We start from the raw sequence: 21,492 nt of genomic DNA, 5'->3' as shown, positions 1-21,492 counted from the left end.
CCCCCCATCGCGACGACGGCTTCGGCCGCGCGCGATGGACGTCGTTTATGGCTCACCTCGTACCCGGGCGACGGCTGTCGGCGCGTGGCTCTTGCCTGAGCCACTGACAAAGCCCGCGATGTAGGCCATTCGGGATGTCGTGAGCGCCGTGCCTCGGTTTTGCGTAGCAGCTCAAATTCCCTGCAAAAGCGATTCAATCGCTTGAGCAGGAGGTGGTGCCCAGGAAAGGATTAGGCTCATCGTCCAACGGGCCACTGTATTCACTGATGATTTTCGTTCGCTGCTGGGGCGCTTTGTACCAGCTCAATGTACCAAGTCAATCGCGCCTAGCCAACAATGGCTTCGACCGAGCCTTGGTAAGGCGGGATTGTAGGAAGAGGTTGGGGAGCCGTATCGGAGAGGAGATGGACACCCATTACCCTCCGGCGTACCTCATCAGGAACGCCCTGCGTGACGACGTATGCAAACTTGCGTAGCTCGTGGATGCGGCGCTCAATCTCTTGGTCGAGCGCTCGGAACACCTGAGTGGCGGTGGTATGCCGAAAGGCTTGGGACCAGCCCCAGATGGTCTTGTGTAACATGACCATAGCCTGATGGTAGCGAAGAACGTGCGAGGCCGATTTCCCAGCCGCAGCTCGCCTCATTTCCGATTTCGCTTGATACACGAGCTTGTCGCATTTGCTCAGAAAGGCCGCCGTGGCCGCAGAGGAAGGCTGCCGAGATGCTGCGGAAATCCTATACCCCAGCACATCCGTCCCATCGTGAATGTTCCCGTCGTCAACTTTTCCAGCGCGTCGAGCCGCAGCATCGGTCGGATCGTACACATCCATCCCCATCGATCTCAGCCATTGCTTCGCTGATGCATAGGCCGCCATCACTTTCGCCCGGCTCGGGCCGAGCATGATGAAGTCATCGATGTAGCGAATACAAACGATCCCGCGCCCGTTCATCTGCTCGTCAAAGCCGTGAAGCGCTATGTTGGCTGCGAGTGCAGACAACGCAGACCCTTGTGCAACTCCTACGTCTGCATCTGGGAATAGTATGAAGTGGTTACGCTCCTCAAGCGCGACCTTGTTCACAAGGTTGGTTCTCAGAGCATCTTCAAAAAGATCGGTGAAGCGTCGGTCTGGAACCGCATCTGCGATGAAGTTGTTCACGAGGACCAATGGTATGCGAGTAAAAAAATTCTTGATATCGGACCTTACGAACCAGCATTTGCCGGACCGAACGGCCTCGTCAATCAATGATAACCCATGGGGCACCCCCCGCTTTTTTATGCCACCAACGCTTGTCCGCGTATCCATTATGCGGACTATTTCAGGAATGCCGGGCCACCGCTTCCGGCGTGGAACGCTTTCAGTGCCGTATCCTTGTAGGACCTCAAGCATCGCTCGACGGACCACCCTATTGTCGATAGGAGCCATCACGACCGGACGAAGTCCCTTGCCCTTTCCTTTGGGGAGGGTAATGCCTTCCTCGCCATCAAATCGGAAGGTCCCATTGCGGAGTCGCTTGCTGATCCGTTCGAGATGAGCGACCCAATCCTCATCGTAGAGTTTGATCGCGCTCACCGTCGCATCGCTTGGTGACGATAACCCGCTCTGCTTCACGGCCCCCCAAGCGCGATGAAGCACTTCCCGCGACCTAAGCCTCTTGTAAAGATCGTCGGACATCCAAGCGCCTGTGGTGTGAGGGCCTATCGGTTCGCCCGCCCTCGGCCAGAGCTTTAAGTCCGATCCCCAAGGCTCCGAAGGCGCAGTGTGCATCCCTCGGGTGCGACCTGATCCGAAGTAGCAACAGCCACCCGGACCTCACCCCCAGGTAGACCGACGCTCAGACCGAGCCCGGCACCCAGAAGCGAGTGGACCAGCGCTGCGAAGCAGATCGCAGCCGTAGCGGACGCCAACGAGTTGGCATCTTTTTGCATGTGTCGGTCATCCGACGCTCCTCTGAGTTCCGCCTAGCTTTTTGGCGGCGTTCGTCAAGGATCGTCCGCGACCCTCCACTCCGGCAGAGAAAGAAATGCTACCAACCGTCCGATAGGTCCCCGTAACAGTGAGGGCTCCGGTCAGCTTCCATTCCGCCGAGAGCGAAGTCCGATCCCCAAGGCTCCGAAGGCGCAGTGTGCATCCCTCGGGTGCGACCTGATCCGAAGTAGCAACAGCCACCCGGACCTCACCCCCAGGTAGACCGACGCTCAGACCGAGCCCGGCACCCAGAAGCGAGTGGATTCGACGAATCGGAATCTAACAAAATCGGTTCCACTACACAACATGGTGTAGCTCACGCCGAAGACTTCCCCACATAGTGTGTTACGCCTTGACTCGACGGGAATCAGTCGCGAACACTCGCGATGATAACCGCTGTGCACAGCGCGTCGACGGGGTGCGAGGGCCTGTCCACCATGTTCGAGCATGGTCCGGCCTTTGAAAAACTGTGAAAAAATCCGTTGCCTCATGTCATGAGCAGCATGTGGCGGTCTCCCCCTTGGCCCGGCTCCGTCTCGGCCGAAAGCATTTCAGTGAACAAGCAAGGGCGCGTGGCCATGGCTTGCAGGAAAAGTGGTTCGGTCAAGGACGCCGCCTCAACGGTGAAGGAGAGCGCTCCCGTTCATTATAGGTCTTGATGATGGGAGACATTCGTGCATTAATGTATGAAATGACCCATAGTGAACACCAAAATGTAGTGATTTGAGTGGTCACTGAGGGTACACCCATCGTGAACAGGAAGGCCCATGTCCCTCATCGGTTACGCCCGCGTCTCCACGACCGACCAGAACACCGACACCCAACTCGAACGGCTCAAGGCCGCTGGCTGTGACATCGTCAGGCAGGAGAAGGTCTCAGGTAGGAGCCGGGAAGCCCGCACCGAGTTGGAGACCATTCTCGACTTCATCAGACCCGGCGACACGCTGGTCGTAGTGAAGCTTGACCGGCTTGGCCGCTCCACCCGTGACGTGCTCAACCTCGTCCATGAGCTTGATCAGAAGGGCGCCTCGCTGCGCATCCTTGAGCCGGAAGTCAGCACAGCGGGGCCGCTAGGCCGTATGGTGCTGACCGTGCTCGGCATGGTGGCTGAGATGGAGTTGGGGTTCATCAAGGAGCGGCAGGCCGCTGGCATCGCCAAGGCCAAGGCGAAGGGCATTTATAAGGGTAGGCCGGTCAGCCTCGATCATAACCAGATCAGGACGCTGCGCTCTCAAGGACTTGGCGCAACTGCCATCGCGAAACAGCTTGGGTGTTCACGGGGCGCGATCTACAAGGCTATGAACGCAGACTGACCGGCCTCCGTGGGAGGGGTTTGATGTTTGGTCTATTCCGTAAGGTCCGAAAGATGCGCGAGTCATTCACGGCAGGCGCAACGAACACCGGCAATGTCACGGCCACGATTGGTGACAAGCTCGTTCTCAACTGGCACGGGACACCCTCGCAAAAGGATGGTGTTCTCCACATGCTCCCGAAGTTGCGGGACAGCATGATGCCGGATGCGGAGTTGGGCACCTTCGCTGATGGCGTCATTGCCAGCGTCAACGACGACGGCATGTCCTCCGACAGCACAGGGAACAACATTCAGACTATCGCCATGCTCTGGCGGGTCTTCACAACAAAGCTCGATGACGGCATCTACGGCGATCTGATCGGCCACGCGAACATGCACTGTGCCTTTCAACTGCATGAACAGCCGGGAGAGCAGTTCAAGATCACATGGAAGGTCAGCCTAATGCGCGGGAGGACGGCCTAAACCGCCGTGAGGCTTATCCTTAGCTTCGCGGCGTTGGCTGAGGCGACGGTGTCGCGGTTGGTTGCTGTGCCGACGGGGCGGGAGATTGCGGCTGCGGCGTTGTAACCGGCTGTTGTTCGCCGCCGCCATGTGGAACACACGTCCCCACGTTACCTAGCAGTCGCTTGGCCTCAACCTCGCGAGCCTTCTTGTAGTCCCTGCGCCGGTCAATCCTTGCAGCTGCCAATGCGGTCCCACGTCTCGAAAGCATCAGCATAGTGCTGCCGCATCTGCTCCTCAGCGGCTAGACAATCGCTGAACTTGTCAAAGACCAGATCGGTGTTGACGGGCGAGACACCGCCGACCAAGACCACCAACATCCATTTCATAGCCACCGCCAACCTTCACGCCTCGCCAAGCGAGGAACGATGGGGCGTTGGCAAAGTTCCGAGTTGTAAACGTCAGTCGCACACTTCTATCTGGTTGGACGCCAGATTGGCCCTCGGGTCTCGCGATAGCCGACAACCCGATCTCACGGGGCGACAGCCCGCCGCACCGCAAATGATTTGACCAGATGCGGCCGGCTTTGTGGGCGCGGCTTCACCCTGCTTCCGTTCCGTGTCTCGTTTTTTTGCATCTTCGCGTGTCGCGACAGGTTTCTTGTCCTGCACCTTCTCGCATTCGTTATCATCGTTGACCCGATAGCCTGCGCGACACGCGATCTTCACGCAGGCATCTCCATCGGCTCTGAAACCATGGTCACAGACCAACGGGCAAACGCGGCCTGACTTGGCCTTGATCGCATCCAACGCATCGGAGCTTGCAAGAGCAGTGTTGAGCTTCGTTCCGGCGTACTTGTTGAACAGGGTCAGGGAGCGCTGAGACTTGGCGCTCCACTCACCGTTCTCCGCACTCGCAAGACAACGACCCGCTTGAGTTCGGACTGAACCGCCTTAGCGAGTTCTTGCGGCGACTGCGTGGGTTCGGGCGATGTTGCGGGCGATGGCAGGGCGGCAAGCTTCTGGTCAGTTTCGGAGCCGACTTTCTTCTCTGCGGCCTGCCTCTCGGCCAGAGCTTTGGCAACAGCGGCCTCAATCTCCTTGCGGCGCTGTTCGGCGGCGGCGGCTTTCGCTTCCTCAACTTGTTTGGCCTTCTCAGCGGCCAGTCGCGCATCCTCAGCAGCTTTGGCAGCGGCAGCGGCCTTGTCCTGATCGGTCTTCTTGGCACGGTCAGCGGCGAGCCGGGCCTTTTCATCTTCGGCCTGCCGAGCTTTCTCGACCGCTGCTGCGCGGGTTTCCTCCGCCGCGATCTTATTGAGTTGGCCCTTCGCCAGCCCGGCATAGAAGCCATCCGGGTATTGAGCGAGGAAGACGTTCCAGCCATCGCGGGTGCCGAGTTGCAGGGCAAGCTCATAGTTGCGACGAATGGCATCATCGGGACTTGCCTGAGGCCCGGTTGCTGTCGGCTTCGCAGCGACCAACGCCACGTCATCACCGCCAAGGGAGCCGTAGACATACGGTTCCTGCTTATAGCTGGTGTTCTTCAACACATCGTCGCGGACAAAGCCGAACGCCTTGCGCAAATCCAGACCGGGCGTCGGCAGCCGCTCGACAAGGGCTGCGGCAAATGGGCTGTTCTTGCTGTCGCCATCGGAGGCGGTAGAGCCAGCCTTCGCTGCGAATGCGATCATCGTGTTGGGGCTTGTCGGCTCGACCTTGGCGAGGCCGCGACCGATGGCACGGGCAGCAACTGTCCGCTTCATGGTCTTGGCGAAGGGATTGTCCCGGCAAGCATCGAGGATGATCAATCGTAGTTGCTTGGCAGGCTCAACTGCGAACAGCGCCCGATCCAATGCTACGGTCTCATCAAGAACGTCAGCATCGGTCTCTAGAGCCGCATCGGTCGGAATGAGGTAGTTGGTGCCATCCAGTTCGATGCCATGGCCCGCGTAGTAGATCACGGCAACCTCAGCATCTCGCGTCCTGCCGCCGAACTCACGCAGGGCTTTGCGCATCTCGGAAGCGTTAAGATCGGTCCTGATGTCGATCCAGTCGAACCCGGCCTTCTTGAACATGCCTCCGACCAGGGCGGCATCGTTAGCAGGGTTAGAGAGCTTCGGAACGCTCTTGTAAGCCGAGTTGCCTATGACCAGCGCGACCCGGCGCTCGGCGTGGGCCGACCCGCACATCAGCCCAATGAAAATGATCAGAAAGAACCAACGAAAAGTGCCCATCACAGTCCCCGGCAACAAGTGTGCAGCCTATTCAGAGCTTTCTGAAAGGCAAGTGTTCGGTCTGTGACCCCGATCACCAAGGAAAGGCGGCTTACCGCAGTAACAGGACCCGCTCTCTCTTACGCCCAAACGTCCTCGCGGCAGTCATAGCACCGATAGATCGGCACCAATCTGTCCTGCTTCACGTCGAGGATCGATGTTGTGTAGCGCGAAGGCATTTCGCACTTCGGGCACGGCGGCCCTAGCTGCGGGGGCCGGGGTGCGAGATCAGCTTTGCCTGAGTCCGACATGGGTTAACCTATTCCGAAGGCCGTACCTATGTACAGAAGTAGACCATCGGTGCATTAAAAAAAGGCAGTCGCAGCAGCCGGGAAAAACAGCCCCGAACCGGAGCAACGTAGGGAGAGATGCTGCATCAGATCGTTGCGACCCGTCGATCTTCACGGTGAGCGACCTATCCACATGTGGATAGATGGCAATAATTTCAATGACTTACGGAAAGTTGCGTCTCATTTTCGCCATAGGCTGAATGGAGAAGCTGTCCGCGCCGAACTTGCTCGACCCGGGCTTGTCTTGGCCGCGATGCGTCTGACCACAGCAGCTAGCGTCTGTCTGTTGGGGGATGGCCGCAGAAATCAGAACTGTATCAGGAACGACAATGTCCCCACGCTGCCGTGTGAACGGCTGCGCGAAAACTCGCGCCGGTCACTCACTGCTCTGCTCTAAGCACAGGTCCCGAAAGCGCCGTCACGGCCATGAAGAACAGCGGACTATCAGCAAGTCCGACCTGAAACCGTTCATCGAGAAGGTTCAAGCGAGGATCGCGAAACAGCCAGAGGCCAAACTCTGGTCCATCTGTGACCAGCGATGGGACATCGTAACCGCTAATTGGCGAGCCGAACTTCCCAAAACGATTGTCCGCTACGTGCGAGCGGGGATGAAGGAACTCGTTCGACTGGCCGACACAGCGTCAGGACGGGATGTCGCTGTCACCGTGATCGCGATGTATCTGCTCCAGGATTACGACCCTCGCCTGTTCAAGAACGAGATGGGCTTCCGCACTCAGCTTGTCAGGCGGGTGCGGAGCCTCTCCGGCACTAGCTTCTCCCACTGGAGCGGTGCCAGCGACGGTCGGGATCGGCGAGCCATGAAAGAGTTGGAACCGAAAACCGCCGAGTATCTGAGCAGCCTACTAGTGCGACTGTTCGGCCCCGCTGGAGTACGGGTGGCGCAGCTCGAACGGCGAGAAGAGGAGGAGCAGCGCAAGGAGCGGCTGGCCTATTACGCGGCGCTTGGGGAGGTGAAGTGAAATGTCAGCTTCAACGAGCGCTGTTCTGCCTATCGAGGGCAGCCCCGAATTTGACCGAGAGTGCGAGCGCGTTCGCAAAGAGTTGGCATCCAAGTTTGCTTGGACGGCTCAGCACGGCGGCATGATCTACCGTCATGACCCTGCCTCCGCTCCCATGGACGACAAGACCTTCAATCGCGTGTCACGCTCCACGCATTCGTTTCGGTATCGTAATGACAAGGGCGAACGGCTGTACTTCCTTCGGATGGAGGACATCATCGCGGCATGGGACGATCCGTCGCTCGACATCGGTGTCCCTCTTGCCGAGCGGGTGGAGTTCATGCCGGGTAAACCTCCCGATTGCAAAGACGACCTCGGTAGATCGGTTCTGAATATCTGGCAGGCACCTCGCTGGGAGCAGCTACCCTCGCAGCAAGAGCCGGCGGCATTCACCGAGCTGGTCCGTTATCTGTTTGAGGCGGACCAGCGGGCAATGGAACACATCTTTGACTTCCTCGCGCACCTCGTTCAACGCCCAGACGAGCGGGTCAATCATGCAATCCTACTTACAAGCGAGTCGAAAGGTATAGGCAAGTCCACGCTCGGCACGATCATTCGTAGATTAGCTGGGGAACGGAACAGCAGTGTCGCCCAGTCTAAGGACCTGAAAAGCCAATTCGATGGCTGGCTCGTCGGCAAGCTGGTTATCCAAGTGGACGAGGTCTACGAGCACGGCAACACCGACTTGGCGAACCGGCTCAAACCTATCCTGACTGAGCCTACGGTGAGCGTGAACATCAAGTATGGGCCTCAATTGGTGGTGAAGAACTTCGCGAGGTTGATCCTATTCTCGAACCAGTCCGCACCGATCGACATCGAGGAGGGAGATCGCCGCTACTTCGTCTTTGACAGCAAGGCTACACCGCGAGACCCGGAATACTATGAAGGCTTGAACAGCTTCATCGCCAGCGACGCGGGTATGGCCGCTATCTATTGGTGGTTGAAGCGTCGGGATATTGCGAACTTCAAGCCGTATGCTGCGCCGCCCGTGACCTCGCACAAGAGGGAAGCAATGGAGATGAGCGGCGGACCCCTCCGGCACTATCTGGAGGCGACGGTCCGTAGTGGGCATCTGCTTGCAACGTTGGGGCGGGAGTTCACGATGGATGCACTCCAGCGTCAATTGGCCTTGGAAGGGTTCGCGGCGCAAGCCAAGAGTGTGAAGGAGGTTGGCTTGGCGCTCAAGGCGGCTGGCGTTGCGCCGATGCGAGCCATGGTGAACGGGAAGCGAGCCCGTGTTCACCGGCTGCCGGATTGGCCCATCCACGGTGAGCCCACCGAGTTCTGAGCAGGGAGACTTTTCTCAAGGTACTCGGTCATCCCGGCCAACATCGCAAAATGTCGATTTTATCGGGAAAAGCGCCGCCCGGCTCGCTGGTCGGGAAGATCGCTGGCCGGGTAGATGCCCGACCAAATCGACAGTATCAGACCCCCTGTTGCGGAAAGCTGGCGAGGTTTACGATCTGAGCCTTGATCGTCACGTCGCCGTAGGTATCGCCTACTGTCTTGGGCGGGCGACCCTGAATGTAGTCCTTCACACGATCCGAGAGACCAGCTTCCAGCCACACTGTCGTGTGCCGGTGTCGCCAACCGTGGTTAGGTTTCACCCGCGTGTCGGTGATGGTCTCTCTCGCGAACTCGGCCAGATCGTTTCTGCGGCTCTTGAGCGTGTTCAGGATGCGGGCGGAGTCTGTCGGGTCGATGAAGAGATAGCCGCCCTGCGACGATGCCAACAGGTCCGGGAAACCCTTCTCGATGAGATGAGGATGGAGAACGACATCCCGCGCGAGGTTGTTCTTCTCAGTTCCGGCTTCTGGCGTGATGGTGGCAACGTAGTGGCCATCCTCAAACCGAACATCCTGCTTGCGAAGCTGGATCATTTCCCCGACGCGAGCGCCGGTGTAGGCGCAGAGCCAAGGTATCCAACGCTTGGACAGATACAGCTTGGACCTTTCCCGTGGGTTCTGCGGGCAGTTGTCAGCAGCTTTGAGCAGATCACGAGCCTCATCGGCTGTGAAACCCTTCGGACGCAGCTGCGGGCGCTTTCCGAGCTTGAGCGTGATCCCTTCGGCTGCGTTTAGAACCAAGCGGCGGTTGGCCTTGCCCCATCCCAGAACGGACTTGAGCGCCGCCAGATCGCCGTCCTTGACCGTCTTCGCAGAAACGACGGACAGACGATGATCCTTGAAGCGGATGACATCATCCTCCGTGACCTTCGCTGCATCATCGTGGCCGAGAAACGCGATGAAGGTGTTCATGGTGTTGCGGTAGTTGTCGTGGGTGCTGGCCTTGCGACCTGTCGCCTTTGCCTCTCGCCACCAATCTGCGAACAGCGTCAGCAGAGGTTGAGTCGCAATGAGAGAGCCAGCCGGGGCGGGCTTCTGCAACGGCGGCGGATAGGCCGGTGTCGCTATCGGCTCGCCCTTGTGGCGTTCCTCCTTGGCCTTGGCAGCGCGGATGGCGGCGGCTTGGAGTTCGCGAGCGACCCGCTTGCGGCTAGGTGAGGCAGGATCAAGCCTGATGTCGAAACCATCCCACGACAAAACCTCATCAACCTCGCCCATATAGAAAGCACCCACCTCGCCCCTCGCATGACCGTCCCGGTCGATGGCCAGCAATTCGGCACCGTCGGCGACGTATTCTTCAAAGGTGGGCGTGGGATCGTAGGGGATGCGCTCTGGCGTTCGGAAGCCCTCAACCCGCCGTTCCTCGTCCTCCTCCAGAAGGTGGACATAGTAGGCATCCCCAACCCGCTTGATGGTCTCCGCATCGAGTTCGGGCAGCGGAGGAGCGGATAGCGCAGCGAGCCGCAGACGCAGGACGGTCAATTCCTGCGAGACACGCACCGCTTCGACAGCGTGTTTGCTGCGAGCCTCATCAGGGTCTTTGGTCGCGAGAGAAATCTTCCACTCGCGCTTGCCGACCAACGCCCGGACGCCAGCAGGAACGATCTTGCGGAAATAGTACACACCCGTGACTGGGTGCTTCCAAGGTCGAGACATCGAGAGAACCATTTGTACCACCCGTTTGTACCAACGGGCGACCGAAAACAATCAGTTCTCAAGGACTTGTCGGAAGATCAAGGCGTTACCAAGACCTTGGTGCCCAGGAAAGGACTCGAACCTTCACGGCCGTTAAGCCACTGGCACCTGAAGCCAGCGCGTCTACCAATTCCACCACCTGGGCATGCCGTTTGGGGCACGGAGGCGGTTACTACGGTTCGGTGACGCCGTTGTCAATTCATGCTTCAAGCCCGGTCGGGATGCCGATTGCGCATCGCAAACCGGCCCGATACAAGCCTGACATACGCACTCTTTTCCGCAGGAACGGCTCCCATGGCATCGAATCTGGAAACTCTCGTCACGGTTTTCGGCGGATCGGGGTTTTTGGGCCGGAACGTCGTCCGCGCGCTGTGCCGGCGGGACTACCGGGTCCGGGCCGCCGTGCGGCGGCCGGAACTGGCCGGATACCTCCAGCCCTCCGGCAAGGTCGGGCAGGTCCACACCGTGCAGGCCAACTTGCGCTATCCGGCCTCGGTCGCGGCGGCGGTGCGTGATTCGGATGTGGTGATCAATCTGGTGGGCATCCTCGCCGAGGGCGGCGCGCAGAGCTTCGACGCCGTCCAGGCCAAGGGCGCCGAGACGGTCGCCAAGGCGGCCGCGGCCGTTGGCGCCCGGATGGTGCATGTTTCGGCGATCGGGGCCGACGCCGAATCGCCCTCGCGCTACGCCAGGGCCAAGGCCGCCGGCGAAGCCGCGGTATTGGCTGCCGTGCCCTCGGCCACGATCTTCCGTCCCTCCGTGATTTTCGGGCCCGAGGACCAGTTCACCAACCGCTTCGCCGCGCTGGCCCGGATGTCGCCGGTGCTGCCCCTGATCGGCGGCGAGACCAAGATGCAGCCGGTCTATGTCGGCGACGTCGCCACCGCGATCGCGGACGCCGTGGACGGCAAGGCCAAGGCGGGCGCGACCTACGAGCTCGGCGGCGCGGAAGTGCTGACCATGCGCGAGATCATTGAGGCCATCCTCGAGATTACCGACCGCGAGCGGATGCTGATCCCGCTGCCGTTCGGCCTCGCCCGCTTTAAGGCCGCTTTCCTGCAGTTCGCGCCGGGCGCGTTCAAGCTGACGCCCGACCAGGTCACGCTGCTCGCGCGCGACAATGTGGTGTCGGATGCGGCGAAGGCTGCCGGGCTCACGCTGGAAGGGCTCGGCATCACCCCCGATTCGCTGGAAGCGATCGCCCCGCAATATCTCTGGCGTTTCCGCCCCCAGGGCCAGTTCCAGCGGATGGGCGTGTGAGGCACCACTCTCTCCGCCGTCATGGCCAGGCTTGACCCGGCCATCCACGTCTCTGCTAAACGCGGATGCCAAGAACGTGGATGCCCGGCACAAGACCGGGCATGACGAGACTGTGTGCAAGCCGCAAGAACTTCAAAACTTCAACTTCTTGAACACCGCTTCCGGCAGCGTCTTGATGATCAACATCACGAGGCGCCATTTGCCGCTGACATAGACGACGTCGGTCTTGTTCTCGACCGCGCGAAGAATGGCATCGCCGACCACCGGCGCTTCGACGGTGAGCGGACCGATCAGCTTCATGCCTTCCGTCATCCTGGTGCGGACGAAGCCGGGCTTCACGGTCACGACATGCACGCCGCCGCGGCTGGCGCGGGCGCGCAGGCCGGAGAGGAAGGCGGAGAAGCCCGCCTTGGCCGAGCCGTAGACATAGTTCGAGGCACGGCCACGATCACCGGCCACGGACGACACGCCGACGATCGTGCCGCTGCCGCGCGCGAGAAACCTCTCCGCAAACAGGCCGAGGATCAGCGCGGGCCCCTCGTAGTTCGAGCGCATGATCGCGGTGGCATGGACGAGGTCGCTCTCGGCATCCGCCTGCACGCCGAGGAGGCCGACGATCGAGACGACGACGTCAGGCAGCGCGGGAAGAGCTTCGACAAAGCTTTCGAACGCGGCGGTGTCGAGCACGTCGAATTTGGTGAGGCCGACCTCGACGTTGTAACGCGCGCGCAGATCGGCGGCATCCGGCTCCAGGGCGGCAATGTCGCGGCCGGCGAGGGCGACATCGTAGCCGACCTTGGCAAAGGCGCGCGCCGCGGCGCGGCCGATGTCGGAGGAGCCACCGAGCACCAATACGGATTTGCGTGACGTCACGGCCTAGACCTCATCGAACAGACGCTGTGAAAGTTTCGATCGGATGTTGCCGGCGGGATCGAGCAACCTGCGGATCGCGTTGAAACGCTGCAGGGCAGGATAGCCGGCCTCGAAGGTCGCGCGCGACTGGCGCGCGTCTTTCGCCAGATACAGCCGGCCGCCGGCGGCGACCACCAGGCGATCGATCTCGTCGAGGAAGTTCAGGATGTCGCCCTTCACCGGGAAATCCAGCGCCAGCGTGTAGCCGGGCAACGGGAACGACAGGATGCCGTCGCCCTGGCCGAGCTTCTTGAGCACCGCGAGGAAGGAGGCGTCGCCGCGCCGGGCAACGCGATCGAGAATTTCGCCAAGCACGGCGCTCGCGCCGGCTTGCGGGATCACGCATTGATGCTGGAGGAAGCCGCGCTTGCCATAGATGCGATTCCAGTCACCGATGCTGTCGAGCGGAAAGAAGTACGGATAGAGCGAGACCACATGGCTGCCGCCGGCGCGGCGGGCGCCCATGCGGTAATAGAGCTCGTTGAAGGCGCGGACACTGATTCGGTTCAATGCGATCGACGGCAGGTCGACCGGCACGCTGAGGCGAGCGTCCTTGCCGACCGGGAACGCATCCGCGCCTTCCGCCAGTTCCGCTTTGTCCGCATGCTCGCCGAGATAGATCAGCGAGCGGCCGAGATCGCGGCCGCGCGCCACGCAGTCGATCCACGCCACCGAATAGGTCGCGGCGTCACCCGCCTCGAGTGCGCGCATCGCGGCATCGAGGTCGGACGCGGAGATCACCCGCTCGCGGATCCACCCGGTCTCGACCCGCCGCAGCCGCATCGTCGCTTCGAGGATGATGCCGGTCAGGCCCATGCCGCCGACCGTCGCGAAGAAGGCGTCCGAGTTCTCGTCGCGCGAGGCCTCGATGACCTCGCCCTGCCCGGTGCGCAGCAGAATGCTGTCGACGTAGCGGCCGAAGCCGCCCTCGGAATGATGGTTCTTGCCGTGCACGTCGGCCGCAATGGCGCCGCCGATCGAGACGAAGCGCGTGCCAGGCACCACGAAGGGCAGGAAGCCGCGCGGACCGAAGGTGTCGATCAGGTCCGAGAGCAGAACGCCGGCTTCGAGACGGATGCGACCGGTTGCCGGATCGAACGACCTGACCCGGTCGAGCCCAGTCATCGTCACGGTTCGCGTGGCGCCGATCGCGGCATCGCCATAGGCGCGACCGTTGCCGCGCGCGACGCTGCCGGCCGAGACGGCTTCGCCGACCGCTGCGAACGAGCGCGGGCGCAGCACATCGCTATCGACGACCGGGAAACGGCCCCAGCCGCTGACGAGGGTCATGGCTCAGCTCCTGTGCCGGGCGCGCGCCCGGCGTGGGAAACTGACTACCGATCAAAAGCTTATATTGCGTTGAGAGCGCGAGCGAGTTTCGAAGTTAACGGCCCAGCGCCAGCGCGATCAGGCCGAGGGTGCCGACGATGACGCGCCACCAGGCGAAAACCACGAAGCCGTGCCGGGTGACGTATTCCAGGAATGTCTTGACCACGATGATCGCGGTGATGAACGACACCACGAAACCGATCGCGACGATGCCCATGTGGTCCATCGTCATCTCGGAGCGGTTCTTGTAGAAGTCGTAGGCGAACGCACCGATCATGGTGGGGATGGCGAGGAAGAACGAGAACTCCGCCGCCGCGCGCTTGTCGGCGCCAAGGAACATCGCCGCGACGATGCTGGCGCCGGACCGCGACACGCCGGGGATCATCGCCACGCACTGCGCGATGCCGATATAGAGATACATCAGCAGCGGAAATTTGGTGGCGTCATGCTCGCGCGGCTTGAGGTCGAGCTTGTCGACCCAAAGCAGGATGGCGCCGCCGACGATCAGCGTGAAGCAGACGACCCAGGGATTGAACAGCACACTCTTGATGTATTTGCCGGCAACGAGGCCGACGATGACAGCAGGCAGGAACGCGACCAGCACGCCGACCACGAAGCGGCGCGAATAGGTGTCGCCGGTGAAGAAGCCGATCACGACGTCCCAGAGCTTCTTGAAGTACAGCCCGACGATCGCGAGGATCGCACCCAGCTGGATCAGAACGGTAAACGAATCCCAGAAGGCACCTTCGCCGAGATGAAAGAAGCGTTCCGCAAGCAGCAGATGGCCGGTCGAGGACACGGGAAGGAACTCGGTCACACCCTCGATGATGCCGAGGATCACTGCCCGTATTGCGTCTGACATATTTACGGTCCATTTCGGCTGGAAAAGCGGGGCTCTTCTCGCCTATTCGCCCCTACGCCGCAATCGCAAAATGCGAAATCACGCCCTTGCTTCGCGGTTTTGAAGGACTAGTGTGGCGCCGCACAAACATTGATGGAATCTTAAGCACCATCACATAGTCAAAGGCTTCATGTTTACGCTGTTTCATCATCCGTTCTGTCCGCATTCGCGTTTCATCCGCCTGATCGCGGGCGAATACGGGCTCGACCTCAAGCTGGTCGAAGAGCGCAGCTGGGAGCGGCGCGAGGCGTTTCTGTTGCTCAACGCGGCAGGCACGACGCCCGTGATGGTGGATGACGAGCAGCCGCCGATCCCGGGCGCGGCGATCATCGCCGAATATGTCGACGAGGCCTATGGCGCCGAGATGGGGCCCAAGCGCCTGATGCCGGAGACGATCTCCGAGCGCGTCGAGGTCCGCCGGCTGATGGCCTGGTTCAACGAAAAGTTCTTCGAGGAGGTCTCGCATCCTCTCGTCACCGAGCGCATCTACAAGCGCTTCATGAGCGAGGAGAACGGCGGCGGGCCGCCCTCGGCCGACGTGATGCGCGCCGCCAAGGCCAATGTGCGCTATCATCTGGCCTATATCGGCTGGCTGTCGCAGACCCGTAACTTCCTGGCCGGCGACCGGCTCACTTACGCGGATCTCGCCGCCGCGGCGCATCTCTCGGCGATCGACTATCTGGGCGACGTGCCATGGAGCGAGGACGACGCAGCAAAGGCGTGGTACGCGCGGGTGAAATCCCGCCCGTCGTTCCGTCCGCTGCTGAGCGAATGGCTGGCCGGCGTGCCGGCGTCGCGGACCTATGTAGACCTGGATTTCTGATAAAGGTCGTCATGCCCGGGCTTGTCCCGGGCATCTCCGTTCTTTCACTTTCTATGAACGCCAAGCAAGATCGTGGATGGCCGGGACAAGCCCGGCCATGACGAGCGTGGACATATTGGTGGCTAGATCCAGCACCGACACTGTTGGGCTGCGTGCTGCTCTCGACGAGCAAGCGCGGGCGCTCGGCTTCGACTGCATCGGCATCACCGCGCCGGGCACGATCGAGAGCGCCGGACAATACTTCCTCGAATTCATCGCGTCGGGCGGCCATGGCGACATGGATTGGCTGGCCGCGCAGCCGGAGCGTCGCATCGATCCGCGCGGGCTGTGGGCCGACGTGCGCTCGGTGATCATGCTCGGCGTCAATTACGGCCCCGACCAGGATCCGCTCGCGATCCTCGAGCAGCGCACCCGCGCGGCGATCTCGGTCTATGCGCAGGGCGACGACTATCATGATCTCATCAAGAAGCGCCTGAAGGCGCTGGCGCGCTGGCTGGTCGCAACCGCGCCGTCGGACGTCAAGGTGTTCGTCGACACCGCAGCGGTGATGGAGAAGCCGCTGGCGCAGACCGCGGGTCTCGGCTGGCAGGGCAAGCACACCAATCTGGTCTCGCGCGAATTCGGTTCGTGGCTGTTTCTCGGCGCCATCTACACCACGCTGGATTTGCCGCGCGACGATGCCGAGATCGATCATTGCGGCTCGTGCCGGGCCTGTCTCGATATCTGCCCGACGTCGGCATTTCCCGCGCCTTACAAGCTCGATGCGCGGCGCTGCATTTCCTATCTCACCATCGAGAACAAGGGAGCTATCCCTCGCGAATTTCGCAGGGCGATCGGCAACCGCATCTACGGCTGCGACGATTGCCTCGCGGCGTGTCCCTGGAACAAGTTCGCGCAGGTGGGACGCGAGACCAAGCTCGCCGCGCGCAGCGAATTGCGGGCGCCGGATCTTGCCGAACTCGCACGCCTCGACGACGCCGCGTTCCGCGCGCTGTTCACGAAGTCGCCGGTCAAGCGCATCGGCCGCGACCGCTTCTTGCGCAACGTGCTGATTGCGATCGGCAACTCCGGTGACGTGGGACTGGCGGCGGAGGCACGGCGATTGCTCGACGACCCGAGTCCGCTGGTGCGCGGTGCTGCGGTGTGGGCGCTGCGGCAGTTGGTGTCGAATGAAGAGTTCGCGGCGGTGAAGCCGTCTGCGATCGCCGCCGAGCGCGATGAGAGCGTGCGCGAGGAATGGCGCGCCTGCTGACTCTCCGCTGTCATGCCCCGCGCAGGCGGAGCATCCAGTACGCGGCGGTTTCACGATTCAATAACTGCCGCCTCTGGAATACTGGATCGTCCCTTGGCGACGATGACAGCAGTGTGTCGTGCGCAGTGCGGCGCCACACCCTTGATTTCCCCGCACGATCCTTCAATCTCGCGCGCCATGACCAACACACCCTTCTTCACCCGCGACGGTGACACATTCCATCCGACGGAAGCAGCCAACGGTCCGTGGGATCCGAAATCGCTGCACGGACGCGTCGTCGTCGGGCTGCTCGGCTTTGCCATCGAGGAGCGCCATTCCGCTCCCGGATTGGTGCCGGCGCGGCTGACCGTCGACATGTTCAAGCTGCCGACCATCGACAAGCCGATCGAGGTGACCACGCGCCTCGTGCGCGACGGGTTGCGCATCCGCGTGGTCGAGGCGGAGTTCGTCTCCGGCGGTGTCAGCATGGCGCGCGCCTCGTGCCAGCTGCTGCGCAAGACGCAGAATCCTGACGGCAACGTCTGGTCGCCGCCGAACTGGGACGTGCCGAAGCCGGCCGATATTCTAAAACCGACCGATCCCAGGCTCGGCATGAACGGCAAATGGACGACGCGCCCCATCGTTGGCCATATGGGCTCGCTCGGTCCGCGAAGGCTCTGGATGAGCGAGGTGCGCGAACTCGTCGCGGGGGTGCCGATGACGCCGTTCGTCCATGTCGCGACGGGTGCCGATTTCGCCAGCCCGTTTGCCAATGCCGGCGACAACGGGCTCGGCTACATCAACAGCGACGTCACGATCTATCTGCACCGCCTGCCGGTGACGAACTGGATCGGATTCGAGGTGGTGAACCATCACGCCACCGACGGCGTCGCAATCGGCGAATGCTGGCTCTACGACGAACACGGTCCGATCGGCACCGCGACGGTGGCTGCACTGGCGCAGCGCAAGCCGATGGCCAATCCGTCGAAGCGGTAGGAGCGCTCCCCCGTCATTCCGGGGCGCGACCAAGTCGCGAGCCCGGAATCCATCGGGCGGCAGAGTTTGCTGATGAATGGATTCCGGGTTCGCGCCAAGTGGCGCGCCCCGGAATGACAGGAGGAGAGAGTTGTTCTCTACTGCAAATGCCTTTGCATCTCGGGCCGCGCCTTCAGCTCGGCCCCCTGCTTGGCGACGATCTTGGCAATCCGCTCCGGCACGAATTTCAGGTCGACAAAGGCCGGCGCGGTATTGGCGACCTCGTGATAGCTCACGATTCTGCCGTCGCGCAGCGTCATGATCGCGACGCCCTCGAACATCGCCCGCGCCCCGCCAGCTTCCGGCAGGGTCGACCGATAGCTGAAGGTGTAGCGCGCATAGAGCGTGGTGCCGTCGGTGACGGGATCGTGCATGTCCCAGCGGAAATCGGTCGCCGTGCGATAGAACCAGTCGTCGATCATCGCAGCGATTTTGGCGCGGCCGGCGAAGGCGCCGTAGAACACGTCGTGATAGACGCCGTCCTCGGTGAACAGCTCGGCGAATGCTTTGCCGTTGCGCTGTTCGACAGCGTCGCAAAAGGCGCGCAGCATGGCGGTGGTGGTCATCGGCGTTTCCCCTACTTCATTTTCCGTCATGCCCCGCGAAGGCGGGGCACCCAATACGCCGCGGCCTTTGGGTTCAATCAAGGCCGCTGGTGGAATACCGGATCGCCCGATCAAGTCGGGCGATGACCGCTGCTGTTTGGAGACACTTCACCCGATCTCCGCCACCGCAGCAAGGATGCGGGCGATATCCTGCGGGCGGGAGAGGCGGTGGTCGCCGTCCTGGATCATGGTCAGCACGACGTCGTCGGCCGGCAGGCGATGCGTCAGCGCGAAAGCGTGCTGCCAGGGCACGTCGGGATCCTTCGCGCCTTGCAGGATGCGAACCGGGCAGCCGAGATCGATGGCGCTGCCGAGCACGAGATGGTTGCGGCCCTCCTCGATCAGGTTTCGCGTGATCGGATAGGGCGAGCCGTCGCCATACTCCGACGGACGCAGCCACAGGCCCTTGGTTTCGATCTCCTGCTTCACTGCGGGCGAGAAATTCTTCCACATCAGCTCTTCGGTGAAATCGGGCGCCGGCGCGATCAGCACCAGGCCCGCGAGCGAGGCCGCGCCGGAACGCTTCTTGATTTCGCGCGCGAGCAGCAGCGCCATCCAGCCGCCCATGGAGGAGCCGATCAGGACCTGCGGGCCATCACAGAACCGTTCGAACACCGCTACGCACTCTTCCAGCCAGCGTCCGATCGTTCCGTCGGCGAAATCGCCGCCGGATTCGCCGTGGCCGGAATAGTCGAACCGGACCATGGCGCGGCCGTGATCCCGAGCCCAGGCGTCCAATGCCAGGGCCTTGCTGCCCTGCATGTCCGATTTGAATCCGCCGAGCCAGAGCAGCCCGGGCCCCTGCCCGCGCCGGCTGCGCACTGCGATCCTGCGTGCTGACGGGCCTTCTCCCACATTGATGAAGTCGAGCATGGCTTCGGCATGGGTCATGGAACGTTTACCCTGGCTGCACGGTTGAGCTATCGGGTCGTATTCCGCAGCACCGGAGACCGGCATTGTCCCTTTGGGACGCTTGCGGAACGGAAGCAAGGTGTCTATGTCGGTCGGCGTGCCCAGGCGTGACCGAAATGCCTCGCATTTGAGGGTTTTCGTTCCTCGCACGAGCGAATTGCTTGCCGGCAAACACATCTTCCTGCAAAATAGCCGCCTCTTTCACAACTTTGGAGAACAACCCATTCGCCGTCCCAATAAAGCCCCGCCCGTTGCCAGCAAAGACGGGCCGCGCATCAATGATGATATCCGCAATGCGCAGATCCAGCTGATCGATCAGGCCGGTGACAACAAAGGCACCGTCGAGACCGTTGCGGCTATCCGCATGGCCCAGGAAGCGGGCATGGATCTGGTCGAGATCTCGCCGAATGTCAGCCCTCCCGTCTGCAAGATCATGGACTACGGGAAATATAAGTATTCCGCCCAGAAGAAAGCCGCCGAAGCCCGCAAGCGGCAGAAGATCGTCGAGATCAAGGAGATCAAGCTCCGCCCGATGATCGACGACCACGATTACGACGTGAAGATGCGCGCGATGCAGCGGTTCTTCGAAGAAGGCGACAAGGTCAAGATCACGCTGCGCTATCGCGGCCGCGAAATGGCGCACCAGGAGATCGGCACCAAGCTTTTGGACAAGATCAAGACCGACGTCGCCGAGCTCGCCAAGGTCGAGCAGGACGCCAGGTTCGAAGGCCGTCAGGTCGTCATGGTGCTGGCGCCACGCTGACGCCGGCCTTTTAAGATAGAGATTTCAACGGCCCGTCCGGATGATCCGGCGGGCCGTTTTTGTTCAGGTCCTCGTCGCCTGCCAGGTGCCGCTGCACTGGTCGCCGGAAATGATGCCCTTCCACGAGCCGGCGCCGTTCACGCCGGCGAGCCGGCCGCCGCCGCTGGCATGGGAGGCGCCGACCGAGACATGGACCGCCACGGCACCGCCGCGCTTCACCGTACCGGAGACCCGGCCGCCGCCCGCGGAGGAAACCCGGCTGCCCGTCACCGTGAAGGGGACGCTATACCCGGAGCTGCAATTGCCCCGGGTGGTGGCGAAGGTGACATTCCAGATGCCGTCATAGCCCCCGACGCGGGCATCGGCGGTTGATGGCAGCGCGGCTGTGGCGAGTACCGCCAGCAGCACCAGACGGCGCGGGCAGGCGAATTCAGTCAGAGAGAACAGCGTTTGGGACGAATGGGCCATTTTGGTCCTGCTCCGGGCGACACGGTTTGGACATAAGTGTACCAGCACCGAATAGTCGGCCGGTAGGTTCCGCCGGTTCATCGTTGCCAATTCGCCCGTTCTCTGTCATAAGCCCGGCCTTCATCGCCCGGCTGATTAAGGGCTGCCGTGGCGGTGTCCGTGCGGGTTTCGCGCTTGTTCGCAAAACTTGAGCACAATCAACGCTCTAACGAGCATTTTTGACGGCCAGCCGCCTTCGCGGGCGGATCCCTGTGCCATTAGGAGAGCCAAATGCCCAAGCTGAAGACCAAATCGGGCGCTAAAAAGCGCTTCAAGGTGACTGCCACCGGCAAAGTGATGTTCGCCCATCGCGGCAAGCGTCACGGCATGATCAAGCGGACGAAGAAGCAGATCCGTCAGCTGCGCGGCACCGCGGTGCTGTTCAAGACCGACGGCGACAACGTCAAGAAGTACTTCTTGCCGAACGCCTGATCGCGTCCACGATCATTGCCAACCGTGCCGCCTTCGCGCGGCAATCCGATAACCAAAGTCATCTCTGAAGGATTTCGTCATGTCTCGCGTCAAACGCGGTGTGACCGCCCACGCCAAGCACAAGAAAGTCTACAAGGCCGCCAAGGGCTTCTACGGCCGCCGCAAGAACACCATCCGCGCCGCCAAGCCGGCCGTGGAGAAGGCCCAGCAGTACGCGTTCCGCGATCGCAAGCGCAAGAAGCGGACCTTCCGCGCACTGTGGATCCAGCGCATCAACGCTGCCGTCCGTCCGTTCGGCCTGACCTACAGCCGATTTATCGACGGCATGGCCAAGTCCGGGATCACCGTGGACCGCAAGGTGCTGTCGGATCTCGCGATCAGCGAGCCCGCGGCGTTCCAGGCGATCGCCGAGAAGGCCAAGGCCGCATTGGCTGCCTGAG

Annotated in this window: 20 protein-coding genes, 1 tRNA gene and 1 pseudogene; 11 read left to right on the top strand and 11 right to left on the bottom strand. The window is 61.7% G+C overall.

Features of this window, described 5'->3' with window-relative positions:
* Positions 1-326 precede the first annotated feature (326 nt).
* Positions 327-1,673, bottom strand: a complete 1,347-nt coding sequence (locus JQ580_RS09955) for a reverse transcriptase domain-containing protein (protein ID WP_212279748.1) — start codon at positions 1,671-1,673, stop codon at positions 327-329.
* A 1,061-nt stretch (positions 1,674-2,734) separates the two neighbouring features.
* On the opposite strand from JQ580_RS09955, the gene JQ580_RS09950 reads away from it, so the two are divergent.
* A complete protein-coding gene (locus JQ580_RS09950) occupies positions 2,735-3,280 on the top strand; it encodes a recombinase family protein (RefSeq protein ID WP_212279746.1) in 546 nt (181 codons plus the stop codon).
* 23 nt (positions 3,281-3,303) lie between these two features.
* A complete protein-coding gene (locus JQ580_RS09945; protein WP_212279745.1) occupies positions 3,304-3,741 on the top strand; it encodes a hypothetical protein in 438 nt (145 codons plus the stop codon).
* A gap of 206 nt (positions 3,742-3,947) precedes the next feature.
* On the opposite strand, the gene JQ580_RS33780 is transcribed toward JQ580_RS09945, so the two are convergent.
* Positions 3,948-4,109 carry a hypothetical protein gene (locus tag JQ580_RS33780; protein WP_249134076.1) on the bottom strand — a complete coding sequence of 54 codons (162 nt, stop codon included), beginning with the start codon at positions 4,107-4,109 and terminating at the stop codon, positions 3,948-3,950.
* A gap of 72 nt (positions 4,110-4,181) precedes the next feature.
* Positions 4,182-5,953: pseudogene (locus tag JQ580_RS09935) on the bottom strand (caspase family protein).
* A 937-nt stretch (positions 5,954-6,890) separates the two neighbouring features.
* Here JQ580_RS09935 and JQ580_RS09930 point away from each other — a divergent pair.
* Positions 6,891-7,262 carry a hypothetical protein gene (locus JQ580_RS09930; protein WP_212279738.1) on the top strand — a complete coding sequence of 124 codons (372 nt, stop codon included), beginning with the start codon at positions 6,891-6,893 and terminating at the stop codon, positions 7,260-7,262.
* Between the two features lies 1 nt (position 7,263).
* A complete protein-coding gene (locus JQ580_RS09925) occupies positions 7,264-8,589 on the top strand; it encodes a primase-helicase family protein (protein WP_212279736.1) in 1,326 nt (441 codons plus the stop codon).
* A gap of 136 nt (positions 8,590-8,725) precedes the next feature.
* Here JQ580_RS09925 and JQ580_RS09920 read toward each other — a convergent pair whose 3' ends face one another.
* Positions 8,726-10,315 carry a DUF6538 domain-containing protein gene (locus JQ580_RS09920; RefSeq protein WP_212279735.1) on the bottom strand — a complete coding sequence of 530 codons (1,590 nt, stop codon included), beginning with the start codon at positions 10,313-10,315 and terminating at the stop codon, positions 8,726-8,728.
* 85 nt (positions 10,316-10,400) lie between these two features.
* Positions 10,401-10,487, bottom strand: a tRNA-Leu gene (locus JQ580_RS09915).
* Between the two features lie 149 nt (positions 10,488-10,636).
* Between JQ580_RS09915 and JQ580_RS09910 the strand changes: the two genes are divergently transcribed.
* Complete coding sequence (locus JQ580_RS09910; RefSeq protein ID WP_212279734.1) at positions 10,637-11,602, top strand: complex I NDUFA9 subunit family protein; 966 nt, start codon at positions 10,637-10,639, stop codon at positions 11,600-11,602.
* A gap of 132 nt (positions 11,603-11,734) precedes the next feature.
* Here the strand turns inward: JQ580_RS09910 and JQ580_RS09905 are convergent, their stop codons facing one another.
* The 3 genes from JQ580_RS09905 to JQ580_RS09895 all read right to left on the bottom strand — a co-directional run bounded on the left by JQ580_RS09905 (position 11,735) and on the right by JQ580_RS09895 (position 14,705).
* A complete protein-coding gene (locus JQ580_RS09905; RefSeq protein ID WP_212279732.1) occupies positions 11,735-12,475 on the bottom strand; it encodes an SDR family oxidoreductase in 741 nt (246 codons plus the stop codon).
* A 3-nt stretch (positions 12,476-12,478) separates the two neighbouring features.
* Positions 12,479-13,804, bottom strand: a complete 1,326-nt coding sequence (locus JQ580_RS09900) for an FAD-binding oxidoreductase (protein ID WP_212279730.1) — start codon at positions 13,802-13,804, stop codon at positions 12,479-12,481.
* Positions 13,805-13,898: 94 nt separating this feature from the next.
* Positions 13,899-14,705, bottom strand: a complete 807-nt coding sequence (locus JQ580_RS09895) for an undecaprenyl-diphosphate phosphatase (protein WP_212279728.1) — start codon at positions 14,703-14,705, stop codon at positions 13,899-13,901.
* Between the two features lie 169 nt (positions 14,706-14,874).
* On the opposite strand from JQ580_RS09895, the gene JQ580_RS09890 reads away from it, so the two are divergent.
* From JQ580_RS09890 to JQ580_RS09880, 3 genes are all read left to right on the top strand, one after another.
* Positions 14,875-15,567, top strand: a complete 693-nt coding sequence (locus JQ580_RS09890; protein WP_212279726.1) for a glutathione S-transferase family protein — start codon at positions 14,875-14,877, stop codon at positions 15,565-15,567.
* A 97-nt stretch (positions 15,568-15,664) separates the two neighbouring features.
* Positions 15,665-16,819: a tRNA epoxyqueuosine(34) reductase QueG gene (gene queG, locus JQ580_RS09885; protein ID WP_249134075.1), complete on the top strand. Its 1,155-nt coding sequence runs from the start codon at positions 15,665-15,667 to the stop codon at positions 16,817-16,819.
* A gap of 177 nt (positions 16,820-16,996) precedes the next feature.
* The gene (locus JQ580_RS09880; protein ID WP_212279721.1) at positions 16,997-17,794 is read left to right on the top strand and encodes an acyl-CoA thioesterase domain-containing protein; all 798 of its coding nucleotides are present in this window, start codon (positions 16,997-16,999) and stop codon (positions 17,792-17,794) included.
* Between the two features lie 137 nt (positions 17,795-17,931).
* Here the strand turns inward: JQ580_RS09880 and JQ580_RS09875 are convergent, their stop codons facing one another.
* Entirely contained in the window at positions 17,932-18,399 is a 468-nt protein-coding gene (locus JQ580_RS09875; protein ID WP_212279720.1) for a nuclear transport factor 2 family protein, read from the bottom strand.
* 147 nt (positions 18,400-18,546) lie between these two features.
* The gene (locus JQ580_RS09870) at positions 18,547-19,329 is read right to left on the bottom strand and encodes an alpha/beta hydrolase (RefSeq protein ID WP_212279718.1); all 783 of its coding nucleotides are present in this window, start codon (positions 19,327-19,329) and stop codon (positions 18,547-18,549) included.
* Positions 19,330-19,573: 244 nt separating this feature from the next.
* On the opposite strand from JQ580_RS09870, the gene infC reads away from it, so the two are divergent.
* Positions 19,574-20,113 carry a translation initiation factor IF-3 gene (infC, locus tag JQ580_RS09865; protein ID WP_091962567.1) on the top strand — a complete coding sequence of 180 codons (540 nt, stop codon included), beginning with the start codon at positions 19,574-19,576 and terminating at the stop codon, positions 20,111-20,113.
* A 63-nt stretch (positions 20,114-20,176) separates the two neighbouring features.
* Here the strand turns inward: infC and JQ580_RS09860 are convergent, their stop codons facing one another.
* Entirely contained in the window at positions 20,177-20,581 is a 405-nt protein-coding gene (locus JQ580_RS09860) for a hypothetical protein (protein ID WP_212279714.1), read from the bottom strand.
* 270 nt (positions 20,582-20,851) lie between these two features.
* Between JQ580_RS09860 and rpmI the strand changes: the two genes are divergently transcribed.
* Positions 20,852-21,052 carry a 50S ribosomal protein L35 gene (rpmI, locus tag JQ580_RS09855; RefSeq protein WP_008143958.1) on the top strand — a complete coding sequence of 67 codons (201 nt, stop codon included), beginning with the start codon at positions 20,852-20,854 and terminating at the stop codon, positions 21,050-21,052.
* 79 nt (positions 21,053-21,131) lie between these two features.
* A complete protein-coding gene (gene rplT / locus JQ580_RS09850; protein ID WP_027561620.1) occupies positions 21,132-21,491 on the top strand; it encodes a 50S ribosomal protein L20 in 360 nt (119 codons plus the stop codon).
* Position 21,492 lies beyond the last annotated feature (1 nt).

This window comes from Bradyrhizobium sp. SZCCT0148, assembly GCF_018129985.1.
GTDB lineage: Bacteria > Pseudomonadota > Alphaproteobacteria > Rhizobiales > Xanthobacteraceae > Bradyrhizobium > Bradyrhizobium japonicum_H.
Note: the sequence above shows the minus strand (reverse complement) of the source record. Positions and strands in the feature narration are given on the sequence as shown.